Source organism: Microbulbifer bruguierae, assembly GCF_029869925.1.
Classification (GTDB): Bacteria; Pseudomonadota; Gammaproteobacteria; order Pseudomonadales; family Cellvibrionaceae; genus Microbulbifer; species Microbulbifer bruguierae.
The window spans coordinates 2,806,377-2,819,379 of record NZ_CP118605.1 but is presented as its reverse complement, the minus strand read 5'-3'; the positions used below and the strand labels follow the sequence as shown (position 1 = coordinate 2,819,379).

10 protein-coding genes are annotated in these 13,003 nt (G+C 59.9%); 3 read left to right on the top strand and 7 right to left on the bottom strand.

The window, feature by feature from the left end; genetic code table 11:
- Nucleotides 1-37: 37 nt before the first annotated feature.
- The gene (locus tag PVT68_RS11730) at nucleotides 38-655 is read left to right on the top strand and encodes a TRAP transporter small permease subunit (RefSeq protein WP_280318259.1); all 618 of its coding nucleotides are present in this window, start codon (nucleotides 38-40) and stop codon (nucleotides 653-655) included.
- Entirely contained in the window at nucleotides 652-2,013 is a 1,362-nt protein-coding gene (locus tag PVT68_RS11725; protein WP_280318257.1) for a TRAP transporter large permease, read from the top strand. Before PVT68_RS11730 ends, PVT68_RS11725 begins: the two co-directional genes overlap by 4 nt.
- A 360-nt stretch (nucleotides 2,014-2,373) precedes the next feature.
- Here PVT68_RS11725 and PVT68_RS11720 read toward each other — a convergent pair whose 3' ends face one another.
- The 4 genes from PVT68_RS11720 to PVT68_RS11705 form a co-directional block, all read right to left on the bottom strand.
- Nucleotides 2,374-5,490, bottom strand: coding sequence for an efflux RND transporter permease subunit (locus PVT68_RS11720; RefSeq protein ID WP_280318255.1), 3,117 nt, complete (start codon nucleotides 5,488-5,490; stop codon nucleotides 2,374-2,376).
- The gene (locus PVT68_RS11715) at nucleotides 5,487-7,151 is read right to left on the bottom strand and encodes an efflux RND transporter periplasmic adaptor subunit (protein ID WP_280318254.1); all 1,665 of its coding nucleotides are present in this window, start codon (nucleotides 7,149-7,151) and stop codon (nucleotides 5,487-5,489) included. Before PVT68_RS11715 ends, PVT68_RS11720 begins: the two co-directional genes overlap by 4 nt.
- A gap of 18 nt (nucleotides 7,152-7,169) precedes the next feature.
- The gene (locus PVT68_RS11710; protein WP_280318252.1) at nucleotides 7,170-8,477 is read right to left on the bottom strand and encodes a TolC family protein; all 1,308 of its coding nucleotides are present in this window, start codon (nucleotides 8,475-8,477) and stop codon (nucleotides 7,170-7,172) included.
- Nucleotides 8,478-8,558: 81 nt separating this feature from the next.
- Nucleotides 8,559-8,939, bottom strand: a complete 381-nt coding sequence (locus PVT68_RS11705) for a hypothetical protein (RefSeq protein ID WP_280318250.1) — start codon at nucleotides 8,937-8,939, stop codon at nucleotides 8,559-8,561.
- A 183-nt stretch (nucleotides 8,940-9,122) separates the two neighbouring features.
- Between PVT68_RS11705 and PVT68_RS11700 the strand changes: the two genes are divergently transcribed.
- Nucleotides 9,123-9,512 carry an acyl-CoA thioesterase gene (locus PVT68_RS11700; protein ID WP_078083180.1) on the top strand — a complete coding sequence of 130 codons (390 nt, stop codon included), beginning with the start codon at nucleotides 9,123-9,125 and terminating at the stop codon, nucleotides 9,510-9,512.
- A 187-nt stretch (nucleotides 9,513-9,699) separates the two neighbouring features.
- Here PVT68_RS11700 and PVT68_RS11695 read toward each other — a convergent pair whose 3' ends face one another.
- From PVT68_RS11695 to PVT68_RS11685, 3 genes are read right to left on the bottom strand one after another with little or no spacing between them, the layout of a single operon-like run.
- Complete coding sequence (locus PVT68_RS11695) at nucleotides 9,700-10,239, bottom strand: hypothetical protein (protein ID WP_280318246.1); 540 nt, start codon at nucleotides 10,237-10,239, stop codon at nucleotides 9,700-9,702.
- Between the two features lie 45 nt (nucleotides 10,240-10,284).
- Nucleotides 10,285-10,932 (bottom strand): hypothetical protein, encoded by a 648-nt coding sequence (locus PVT68_RS11690; protein WP_280318244.1) that lies wholly within the window; start codon nucleotides 10,930-10,932, stop codon nucleotides 10,285-10,287.
- Nucleotide 10,933: 1 nt separating this feature from the next.
- Entirely contained in the window at nucleotides 10,934-12,973 is a 2,040-nt protein-coding gene (locus PVT68_RS11685; RefSeq protein WP_280318243.1) for a Hint domain-containing protein, read from the bottom strand.
- Between the last annotated feature and the right edge of the window lie 30 nt (nucleotides 12,974-13,003).

The following is a 13,003-nucleotide window of genomic DNA, read 5'->3' as shown; positions in this document are numbered from 1 at the left end:
AATAACACAAGAATAAAGATGATTTGAGAGCACTCAAATGAAGTTTCTGCTACACACGGCGAGAGGGTTGGATCGCTTTTCCAGTGCCTGCGGTCGTCTGCTCAGTTGGCTCACCCTTGCGATGGTGGTGATTCAGGCCCTGGTCGTCGCCCTGCGCTATGGCTTCGATGGGGGCTCCCTTGCGCTACAGGATACCGTGGGCTATCTCCACGGGGCCGCGTTTATGCTCGGGCTCGCCTATGCACTGCAAACCGGCGCCCACGTGCGCGTGGATGTTTTCTACCGCGGCCTTTCCGCCCGCGGCAAAGCCTGGGTGGATGCCACAGGCTGCCTGATTTTTCTGCTGCCCCTGTGTGTGTTTATTGCGCTCGGCAGCTGGCACTTCGCAGCCAACAGCTGGGCGGTACGGGAAGCCAGCGCCAGTGCAGATGGGCTCGGCGGCGTATACCTACTGAAAAGCCTGATGCCGCTGGCAGCAATCACCCTCGGCCTCCAGGGCATCGCCCAGTTTGCCCGCGCCCTGAACACCCTGATGCAGGTAGAGTCCCCGGTTACCGCGGTCGGCAAGGCGCCCGTTCCCGCTGGATCGGCAGTGCAAAGCAGGCCCGACAAGGCGACCGTGCGCCAGTCTCCCAGCGCGGAGGTGGGCGCATGATGGAATTGATCCCGCTGCTCATGTTTGTCGCCGTATGCGCATTTCTGATGCTCGGCTACCCGGTGGCATTCACCCTCGGTGGCACCGCATTGATGGCCGCGAGTCTCGGCATTGTCGCCGGCGCTTTCGATGCGGAACTGCTCAGAGCCTTCCCCGACCGTCTCTACGGCATCATGCAAAACGGCACCCTGATGGCGGTACCGCTGTTTGTGCTGATGGGCGTGATGCTCGAACGGGCGCGTATTGCCGAGGAACTGCTGGTCAATCTGGCGAAGGTCTTCTCAGGCATTCCCGCGGGCATGGCGGTATCGGTGGTTGTGGTGGGTGCACTGCTCGCCGCCAGCACCGGCATCGTCGGTGCCACCGTGGTGACCATGGGGCTGATGTCCCTGCCCACCATGCTGAAGCGCGGCTACTCGCCCAAACTCGCCACCGGAACCATCTGTGCTACCGGCACCCTGGGCCAGATCATCCCGCCGTCCATTGCGCTGGTACTGCTGGGAGACACCCTGTCCAATGCCTACCAGCAGGCACAGTTGAATCAGGGCATATTCAATCCCAAACCGGTAAGTGTGGGCGACCTGTTTATGGGCGCGATCATTCCCGGCCTATTGCTGGTCGCGGCCTACATACTCTACCTGCTGTTCATCGCCCGCCGAGAACCTGCGCATACCCAGCGGCCTGATGAAGACATAGAAACACTACAGATCCTGAAAAGCCTGTTCCCGCCCATCGCCCTGATGCTGCTGGTACTTGGCTCCATCATCACGGGGGCCGCCACGCCCACCGAGTCTGCCGCCGTCGGTGCCCTGGGTGCAGGGTTACTGGCCTGGGGGCGCGGCGCCCTGAACTGGCAACGCGCCGGCGAAGTGGGGCAGAGCACTCTGCAGGTCACCGCCATGGTGTTCGCGATCCTGATCGGCGCTTCGCTGTTTTCGCTCGTGTTTCGCGGTTTCAACGGTGAGGAAGTGGTCACGCACTTCTTCAGCAGCCTGCCCGGTGGCGTGGTTGGCGCGACGCTGCTGGTGATGCTGGTGATCTTCCTGCTGGGCTTTATCCTCGACTTTATCGAGATCACGTTTGTGGTGGTGCCGATTGTCGGCCCGGTGCTGCTGGCGATGGGGCTGGACCCAATATGGCTGGGTGTGATGATTGCCCTCAACCTGCAGACCTCATTCCTCACGCCCCCGTTCGGCTTTGCGCTGTTCTATCTGCGCGGGGTAGCCCCGGCGGAAGTAGCCACCGGAGCCATTTACAGCGGCGTGGTGCCGTTTATTTTCATCCAGCTATTGGTGATGTTGTTGCTCGCGGTTTGGCCCTCACTGGCGACCTGGTTGCCTAGCTTCGTAGCCGGGTAGGTTTCGGGGTTTTAGTGCTGGCCCGGTGGTGGTAGAGCACCGGGTACGGGTTTTCAGGACCGCTGTGAACCCATCCCTGGGCGCTTCGGCGCAAACATCCTGTTTGCGACGATCCTGAAAACCCGCACCCGGCACCCCACCTTCAATTTTCACCACGTAACTTCGTAGCAATTTTCGTAGCAATTGAAGAGACCACTTACGAAGCGCAGCAGTTACATGCGAAGGCCAAGTGCCGGGGATTCGTTTTTGAAAGCGTCGGAAACAGGGATGTTTCCGACGCAGGCTACAGGGACGTATTCATGCCGGTTTCAAAAACGAATCCCCGGTGCTTGGCCGCCACCGGACCAGCTTCAGAGCACCTCACAACCCCCGGGCTTTCCACAGACGATAAACCGCTGGCAAAACCACAAGCGTCAGAAGCATCGCACTGACCATCCCCCCCACCATCGGAGCCGCAATCCGCTGCATCACTTCAGAGCCGACTCCCGAACCAATCATCACCGGCACCAGGCCAATAAAGACCGTCGCGGTGGTCATCAGTACCGGACGCATCCGCTGGCCCGCACCGCTGCGGATGGCATTGCGCAAGTCGTCCAGAGTCGGTCTGCGATCGTCGGCTTCACTTTCTATCTGCGCCTGCTTCCAGGCCTGATTGAGGTACACCAGCATGATCACGCCGATCTCCACCGCCACCCCGGCCAGCGCGATGAAACCCACACCCACCGCCACCGACAGGTTGTAACCCAGCCAGTACAGCAGCCACAGGCCACCGATCAGCGCCAGCGGCAGGGTGCCCATGATCACCAGTACCTCGCCCACATGGCGGAAGCTGAAGTACAGCAACAGCACGATGATCCCGAGAGTGATTGGCAGCAGCAGCCCGAGCCGCTCGCGCGCGCGCTCCATATATTCGTACTGCCCGGACCAGGCCAGCGCATAACCCGGAGGCAACTCCAGCTCCTGCGCCACCAGCTTCTGGGCCTCCGCCACCCACGAGCCCAGGTCGCGACCGTGAATGTCGATATACACCCAGCCATTGGGACGCGCATTCTCGGTCTTGATCATCGGCGGACCGCCCTGCACCTCGATTTTCGCCACATCCCCCAGGGACAGGTGGGTACCGTTCGGGGCAACCAGAGGCAGCCCCCGTAAACTCTCTGGTGAGTCCCGCCAGGCCTGTGGATAACGCAGGTTGATCGGGTAGCGCTCCAACCCCTCTACGGTTTCGCCGACTTTCTTGCCGCCCACCGCGGTGTCGATCACCGTCTGCACGTCCTGGATATTCAGGCCGTAGCGAGCCGCAGTACTGCGGTCGATCTCGATATCGATATAGCGCCCGCCCTCGACCCGCTCGGCAAACACCGACGTAGTGCCCGGGACCCCGCCCACCAGGGACTCCAGGCGGGTGCCGATGTTTTCAATTTTGTGCAGGTCGGGGCCGGCAATCTTGATCCCCACCGGGGTCTTGATGCCGGTGGCCAGCATGTCGATACGGGTCTTGATCGGCATCACCCAGGCATTGGTCACGCCCGGCAACTGCACCGCCGCATCCAGTTCCTCGCGCAGTTTTTCCGGGGTCATGCCCGGGCGCCACTGGTCGCGGGGCTTGAAGCGCACGATGGTCTCCACCATGGTCAGCGGCGCCGGATCGGTGGCGGTCTCAGCGCGGCCCATTTTGCCCCACACCTGTGCCACTTCCGGCACCTGCATGATCATCTTGTCGGTCTGCTGAAGCAGTTCGCGCGCCTTGCCGATGGAAATACCCGGATGGGTGCTGGGCATGTACATGATGTCGCCCTCATCCAGCGGCGGCATAAACTCGCTGCCGGTGCGGGACAGGGGATACAGGCTACTGGCGAGCAGCAGCAATGCCACACCGATGACCCATCTGGGATGGCGGATGGCCAGCTCCAGCATCGGCCGATAGGCCGCGGTGAAGGCGCGGTTGATGGGGTTGGCCTGCTCCGGCTTCACGTCCCCGCGCACCAGGTAGCCCATCAGCACCGGCACCAGGGTGATGGCGAGGCCGGCAGCGACGGCCATGGCGTAGGTTTTGGTGTAGGCCAGCGGTGCGAACAGCCGTCCTTCCTGGCCTTCCAGCGCGAACACCGGCAGGAAGCTGAGGGTGATGATCAGCAGGCTGAAAAACAGCGGCGGCCCCACTTCGCTGGCCGCCTCACCCACTACCTGCCAGCGGTTTTGCTCCGTAAGCGGGGTGCGCTCCATATGCTTGTGCAGGTTCTCGATCATCACGATAGCGCCATCCACCATCGCCCCAATGGCAATGGCAATGCCGCCGAGGCTCATGATGTTGGCGTTGATGCCCTGCAGGTGCATCACGATAAACGCACCGACGATGCCCAGCGGCAGGCTGATGGCGATCACCAGCGACGAGCGCAGGTGAAACAGGAACAGGGCGCACACCAGCGCCACCACGATGAACTCCTCCAGCAACTTTTGCCACAGGTTATCCACAGCGCTGTCGATCAGCTCGCTGCGATCGTAGGTGGGGACGATTTCCACGCCTTCCGGCAGGCTGCGCTGCAACTCATTCAGCCGTGCGCGCACGTGGTCGATCACCGCGCGGGCATTTTCGCCGTAGCGCATCACGATCACGCCGCCCACCGCCTCGCCCTCGCCGTCGAGCTCCGACAGGCCGCGGCGCATCTGCGGCCCCAGGTGTACATCGGCCACATCCCGCAGCAGCAGCGGGGTGCCGCTGGCGTTGACCATCAGCGGCAGCTCCCGCAGGTCTTCCACGCTCTGGATGTAGCCGCTGGCCCGCACCATGTATTCCGCTTCCGCCATCTCCACCACCGAGGCGCCGGACTCGCGGTTGCCACGCTCGATCGCCGCCTGCACCTGGGCCAGGGTCAGGTCGTAGGCGCGCAGGCGCAGAGGGTCCACCTGCACCTGGTACTGGCGCACCATGCCGCCGACGGTGGCCACTTCGGACACCCCGGGCAGGGTCTGCAGCTCGTATTTGAGGAACCAGTCCTGCAGCGAGCGCAACTGCGCCAGATCGTGCTGGCCACTGCGGTCCACCAGCGTATAGCTGTAGATCCAGCCCACTCCGGTGGCGTCCGGACCCAGCTCCGGGGTTGCCGCTTGCGGCAGGCGCGGGGCCACCTGGCTCAGGTATTCCAGGACCCGGGATCTCGCCCAGTACAGGTCAACATCGTCGTCGAAAATCACGTAAACATAGGAATCGCCGAAAAACGAGTAGCCCCGCACTGTATGCGCACCGGGGACGCTGAGCATGGCGGTGGTGAGGGGGTAGGTGACCTGATCCTCCACCACTTGTGGCGCCTGGCCCGGGTAGCTGGTCTTCACGATCACCTGCACATCAGACAGATCCGGCAGTGCGTCCACCGGCGTATTGCGCAGGCTGTAGAGACCGGCGAGGGCCAATGCCACGGCACCGATCAACACCAGCGCGCGGTTGTGCAGGGACCAGTAAATGATGCGCGTGATCATTTCTGTGGCTCCTGGGTGTGGTCATGGGACATGGAGCCGTGATCCATCTGCGAGTGATCCACCTCACCCTGACCGCCGTCTTCGTCGTTCATGCCATCGTGATTCATGTCTTCGTGGTCCATGCCGTCGTGGTTCATGCCTTCATGGGCCCCATCGCCACTGGCCAGCGCGCGGGTGGCGATCACTTCGTAGTTGCCGTCCTCCCGCTTGCGCATCTGTACCCGGAGGCTCGCACCGCTGTCGAGCGCCGCACGCAGTGCAGCCTGCGCCGGCTCCGCCACATAGAAGCCCATTACCATGCCGGGCCAGTCCCAGGCCGACACCGGCCCGTGCTCGAGGCGCGCGTAGTGGTTGTCATCGGGCATGCTGAGCACCCTGGCCTCAGCCCACGCCGTATCCGCAGTCGCCGCCGGTTCGCCGCGTTTATCTTGCGGATCACCGCCAATGCGTTGCAGATCGGCGCTGATGCTGGATTCCGAGTCGATCAGGAACTGGGCCGAGACCACCACCTCGGTACCCGCCTCAATGCCTTCGAGAATCTCCACCCGATCGCCCAGCTCGCGGCCGGCACGCACCCGCACCGAGCGGTAGCGGCCACCGCCCTCGGCAATTACCACGCGATCCATCTCACCCGTGCGGATCAGCGCGCTGCGCGGCACGGTTAACGTATCCACCTGCGGGCCGTCCAGCTGCAGGCGCACGAACATGCCCGGACGCAGGGATTTATCCGCATTCGGCACCAGTACCCGCACGCGCAGTGTGCGGGTCTTCGGATCGAGATCCGGCAGGATATGCACCAGCTCCCCGCGCCAGCTGCGGCCGGGTGCGAAATCCCCGAACAGGGTCGCGGTGTCGCCCACGCGCACCTGTGCGCCCTGTTTCGGGAACAGCTCGCCCTCGACCCATACGGATTCCAGCGGACCGATGCTCATCAGGGTGGCGGCGGGGGTGATGTACATGCCATCGCGGGCGGCAAATTCATTCACATAGCCGTGAATCGGCGCAAACAGGGTGATGTTCTGGCTCACCTTGCGCGAGCGGGTGACCTCGCGCACCTGCTCGGCCGGCACCCCGAGACTGTTGAGGCGCTCGCGGGTGGCTTCGATCAGGGTGCGGTTGCCGCTCTCCAATGCCGCCACCAGCTCACTCTGGGCCTTCACCAGTTCCGGCGAATAGATTTCCAGCAGCGGCTGTCCCTGCTTGACGTGGTCACCCACCGCCTTGACCCAGCTCTTGTGCACCCAGCCACTCAGGCGCGTGTGGATGTGATGTAGCTTGTCCTCATCCAGCTGCACCAGCCCCACGGTCTCCACGCGGGTGGTCACCGGGCCTTTTTCCGCGCGCGCGGTACGTACGCCGAGATTGCTTTCCACCTGCGGCGAGATATTGACGGTACCGGGTGCCGCGTCACCTTCCTCACCTTCGTACACCGGGATCAGGTCCATCCCCATGGGCGACTTGCCGGGCTTGTCGCGACGAAAATTGGGGTCCATGGGTGCGACCCAGTAGAGAATTTTTTTTTCTGCCGCCGCGCCCGGGCTCGCGTGTTGCGGGGCGTTATCGCCGGTGGTCAGGCCGCGGCCAATCAGCACGCCCACGACCAGGGCAATCAGGGCAATCAGGGCAATCAGGGCAAAGGCGGCGAGTTTTACTTTGTTCATAACGTCTGGAACCGGTTGTTATTTGAAGTTGCCGACGGCGTCGCCAGGGGAAGGGGCATCGAGCGCGCGCAAGTAGCGAATACGGGCGAGGGCGCGGAAGTAGCCATAGGTGAGGCGCGCCGCGCTGATCTGTGCCTCGATCGCGTCCATGCGCGCGGCGATGACTGCATCCAGATCCGCGGTGTTAGCGGCATAGCCCTTGAGCACGGCATCGGCAGTGGCTTCCGCCTGGGCCAGCAGTTCCTCGCGGTATTCGCGCCGGCGGCGATCCAGGTTCTGCGCCATGGCCACGGCGCCATTCAGTTCCGCGTGCATCTGTTGCAGCAGGTTCTGGCGCTGCAGCATGCCGGCACTTTCCCGTGCGTGGCTGGCGGCCAGGCGGCGATCCTGGCGGTTCTGGCGAAACAGCGGCAGGTCAAAGGTGACCGTGACACTGGCGAAGTCGGAACCGTCGCTCATAGGGGTTCGCTCGCGCTGGCCGTAGCTCAGGTCCACCCCGAACTGGGGCTTGTAGGCTTGCTGGGCCAGGGCCACATTCATCCGCTCCGCAGCGACGCGCGCGTTGCTGGCAGCAACGGCCGGGTGCTGCTCGATCAGCGCCAGGGGTACCGGCAAAGTCTGCGCTGAGAGCCATTCGCGGGTGTCCCGCCACGCCGGCGGTTCGGGATTCAGGGCTTGCCACGCAGCGCCGCCGATCCAGCGACTGAGCTCGCCGCGAGCGCGACTGATCTCGCCATCGATTTGCGCGATGCGATCGTCCAGACGCGCCAGCGCCAGCTGGGATTGCAGCAGCTGCTGGGACTGGATCTGGGCACTGGCCAGGCGCGCGCGGTTATAGCCCACCAACTCCTGCATCCAGCGCCGGTTCTCCGTCAGCAGTTCGCGTACTCGCAGTTGCTCCGACAGGGAGAGAAACGCCAGGCCCACATCCCGCTCCAGCAGCAACGCCATATCCCCGGCACTGGCAAAACCCGCCTCTGCCACATGGGCACCGCGCGCACCCGCCAGTCCGGCGGAATCGCCGCGAGGTAGTTTCTGACTGATCCCGATGACTTTCTGGGTCATCGGCTGGTCGTCGAAGGCGAAGGTGTCGGTGGGCAGGTTGGCGATGCCCAGCTTAAGTCTGGGGTCTTCCCACTGCCCGTCGGCCACGGCATCTTCCGCTGTGGCCTTCGCCGCAGCAATTGCCGCAGCGGTCTGCGGGTCCTGTTCCCGCGCCAGTTGCAGGGCGCTCTCCAGATTCAACTGTGCCCGGGCGGGCAGGGCGAAAGCACAAATCAGCAGCGCTGGGACCAGGGGCCCCAGGGCGCGCAATGCATATCCCATGGATTAATCCTGTGTGTCTGATACGTGATCGATGACTCGACCGTAGAATTCAACGCCAACTGAGACGTTAATCGGCAAGCATCAGGCGCCGATGGGGGGGCGCAACAGGTTGCGCTGCGATGCAGCGAGCGGAGAAGGGGAAATTGATTGGAACAGTGCCGTAGCCGTTAGCGCGGTGTCCTGCCACTCCTGCGCGAGGGGCACAGCAGCACCGCAGCCGCCAACGGCACAGGTCAGCTGGCAGAGTTCTGCCGCAGAGTCCTCATCCGTTTCATCGCAGCAGGACATACTGTGGTGGTCACCGGCGTGCGTATCACTCACCGAATGCGCGGCGCCATCCGCCATCATGGCGGCGTGATCGCCGTGGGAATCGGCACCGGGATCGCAGGCAGGGGCTATCGCCAGAGCCAGGCTCTGGACGGCAAAACACCACAGGATCACGGTTAAAATCAGTGCACGCATGGGGCGGAGTCTAGGAGATGTCGGAAAAACAGACAAGCTGGCGTAGATTATGCTGCATATACACAACAATTTGCTCGACCAGCACTGGCTAATTAGTACCCAGTTTGTGCTAGAATGCGCCACGCCGACGGAGGCATAACCAGCCCTGAAGGTTCAATAAATCTAAGAACGTGAGCACCTGCGATGTCCGCCATAGATGAAGAGCCGCAACCCAGCGGTACCCTGACCCTGCAAACCCAGTCCATGCCCCGGGATACCAATCCCCAGGGTGACGTCTTTGCCGGCTGGTTGATGTCACAGATGGATGTGGCAGGCGCCATTCTCGCCCAGGGCATCGCCCGTGGCCGCGTTACCACCGTTGCGGTCGGCAGCATGGTATTCCTGCGCCCGGTACCGGTGGGATCCACAGTCAGCTGCTATGCAGAAGCGGTGGAAGTCGGCCGCTCCTCCATCAAGACCATGGTGGAAGTATGGCTGACCCGGGTGGATACCGGCGAGCAGGTAAAAGTGACCGAAGGCGAATTTGTCTTTGTCGCCATCGACGACCGCGGACGCACCCGGCCACTGCCCTGACCACACGCAGACGAGCGGCCTGATCCACAACACTACAGTGTCAGGTGTCAGGCGCAAGCACAAAAAAGGCAGAGCTGGCTGGCTCTGCCTTTTTTATTTTTCCTGTCAGTACTTTTGAGAAATTTGCCAGGTACTCTCTGGTTAAGGCTCGAGAAATTCCTCTAGCAACCCGCCCGGACGCAAATGCTTACTCCAGCTCCAACCGTACAAAATTGCTCACAAACGGCTCCACCTTCAGGGTACCCGTCGTCGCATAATCTTCCCTGGAAATATTATTCACCGCCTTAACATAGTAAGTTCCCGAAGCGATAACGATGCCGGTCCCGCCCTGATTTCGAATAGAATGGCCTTTCGCAACCAACCTACCGTCAGCGGCCACCTCATACACATATACGGTGCAATCTATAGGTCCTATCCGGGCGCTAATACAGGAGTCCAGCACCAGCTTGGTTTGTGACCGGCTATTTTTACGGTTCTCCAGCGTGACTATTTTTCCGTAATCCCGTGAAGATCGAATCGGCCTTGCGACCCATACTCTTTCTTTATTTACATGACTCTGCTGCGTTCCGCTACTCGCACTATTGCCAGAAACTCCAGTCGCAGAAACATTCCCTACGACTTCCCTGAGTGCTCCATCGACAGCACCATTCGTTATCCGCGAAACCTCCGTGCTAGTGCATCCCTGCAAAAAAATCACCAAAAACAAACCCAACTTGAAACGTACCATCCAATTTTCCTCCCTGTAAAAATTCTTCCACTAAAAATTATTCAACTACTGAATATTTTTTAATTCCTGATAAAGTTCGTTGAAATATTTTATCTCGTATTTGTAATACGGCTTATCCTTGTTTTCTGAAAATACTTTCTCAAGAAAATCGCCATACTCCAAAAAGTCATCGGTTTTTAACAACCCCTTCATTATCAATGACCGAACAGGCATCGGATCGCGAATAAAATAATTTCTTTCTAGAAGAGGCATGCTCTCCATTTCTCTGTAAACATCTTCAATATTTTGGTATCTATCGAGAAAGGGGAGAACATCACCATAAACCCATTCCATAAGCATCGGCTTTACCTCCTTTAGGGTTACTTCAGAAGTAATTTGATAATCAAAGAAGGGGCTCTCGAAGTTAATTTTTGCAGAGCTCTTATGGATCGTGCCGAGATCCCGAGAAATATGGTATTTCTTGTAATATTTCGCCAAAATATTTTCAATTTCCGAGAAGCTTTTCCGCCCCGACACACCCGTCCTGAAGGAATATCCATCAACCATATGGTAATACGAAAAAATCAACTCAACAGAAGTTTCTGAATTTTGTTTTTCGAAGCAAATCGCCCCAGGGGCATTGATCTTTTTGTACTTTTCCAGGCCAAGCTCCGCTCTCAAAGCGTCGCCAAGAGCCGCAATACTGAATGTCACTCTAAATCTCCTTCAGTCCGCTTATGACTTCACCAGCATCTGAATCAAAAATTTTTATCCACTTATTCGTACCAAAGATTTCTTGTGTTGACTCTAGTGTTCGACCGGAAACATCACTAACGGGATCCTTTAGGGCGGATCTAACAGTAAGCGTATCGAAATTCTTTGCCGCGCTCTGATTTACAGTAAGCCGCGTAGCATCCGTTAGCTTGTTTTCAATAACTACTGTATCTATCGGCACAATACTTCCTGACCCGTCCGGTGCTGGCCCCCATTTCACGTAGACCTGGTCACTCACAAAATAATCGTCTCCGCTACCATAGCGAAACTGCACCTGTGAATACATATCGTATTCATCCAGATCAACGCCGTATTTTCCCAGTGTAGTTGTTCGCAACCACTGGTACTCCGGCGACATACGGTTTACCAGACTTTTAAGTACCGTTTCAGTTTCAAATTTTCGCCCCAACGCCATACGCCGGAAAAATTCGGATTTCGATTCAGCAGCGAGCTCCGCCTTTTTTTCTTCGTCCAGCCGGCGCATCAACTCATAAGAAAAGTCAGCGTCGCCGTCTGCCTGCTTATACAGCGCAAAGAATTCAGGGTTACGCAGGTCTTCCAGGAGGTTCGGGTCGGTATCGAGCTGCCTGCGCAGTTTTTCGATCAGGCTGCTGTCAAGCTCGTCGAGAGGAATATCCTCGATACCCTCGAGCGGATCGGTCGATTTTGTTGGATCGCGCCGGGAGAGGTCGCATACCTCGTTTGCGTTGTGAACCCACAACCCATTTCCGGACACGAAGTAGCTGTGATCACTGGCCACGCGGAAGTTGTACACACGGGTTGTCCGCTCAACTTCGTCAACCGTCCGAATCAGGATATCGCCATTCGCTGTGGCGATGGCATGACCCGGGCGAAGGCCGGACGCAGGCTGCCATCCCTCTCCCTGCACCCAGAATGGGTGCTCTCCGGTCACTTCGATATGATCAAAGCCGGTGGATAGTCGATACACCGAATCGACTTCCCGCTGGAACAGGCGCTCTACAGGCTGATATGAATCTACGTATGTATGGTCATTCCGCGCAAGTACCTTGGTACCTACAGTAATATCCTGAATAGAGATCTGGCCGTGTTCCGTCCAGACAAGTGTGTCTGCAGCAAAACTGCTACAGGCCGTGTCCAGTTTTCTTGCCGACTTGGCAATATCCGAAAGCTTTGAAGCAACACGTGCCATCGCCGCCGGGCTCACGTTTTCGCCGATGAGGCGACCTATTTCATAGGGATCTCCGCTTGCTACGGCGGCTATGTCCTCGGCAATTTCATCGATAATCAGCTGCATCGTGCCATCGAAGTCCCGCACCAGGCCTTCGCCCAGCTTGTACATCGCCACTGCCGTGTCAATCGGGTGCAGCACGATCTCCACCAGGCCCCAGAACTGGTCTTTAAACCCCTCCCAGAGTCCCTCTACAAACTGGGCGGCCTGAGCGATGATGTCTTCATCGTCTTCTGTGGGCGCACTTCCATCACCACCGTCACTGGCCCCTGAGCCGCCGCCGTCTCCGTCACCTGTACCGCTTCCCGTACCGCCACCTGTGCCACCGCCTGTGCCGCCGCCCGTGCCGCCGCCTGTGCCGCCGCCTGTGCCGCCGCCTGTGCCGCCGCCTGTGCCGCCGCCTGTGCCGCCGCCTGTGCCGCCGCCTGTGCCGCCGCCTGTGCCGCCGCCTGTGCCGCCGCCTGTGCCGCCGCCTGTGCCGCCGCCTGTGCCGCCGCCTGTGCCGCCGCCTGTGCCGCCGCCTGTGCCGCCGCCTGTGCCGCCGCCTGTGCCGCCAGGATTATGACTTCCGTTTCCGGAACTGGGAGTCGTATGTTGAGGCACGCCGGCTATTTCCTGCGAAACATTGCCGCCGTGCGAACGAATTTCATCGCCGAAAGTCCGCCACGCCACCTGCATTCCGATAGAAAGTACGAGAACCAAAATCGGAAGATATTCGGTAAGTGCTGAACCGACCTGTCGGGAAAACCCGTTAAAGAACTTGTCTGACATCCTGTACTGCCTTGATCATGGCCAATCCGC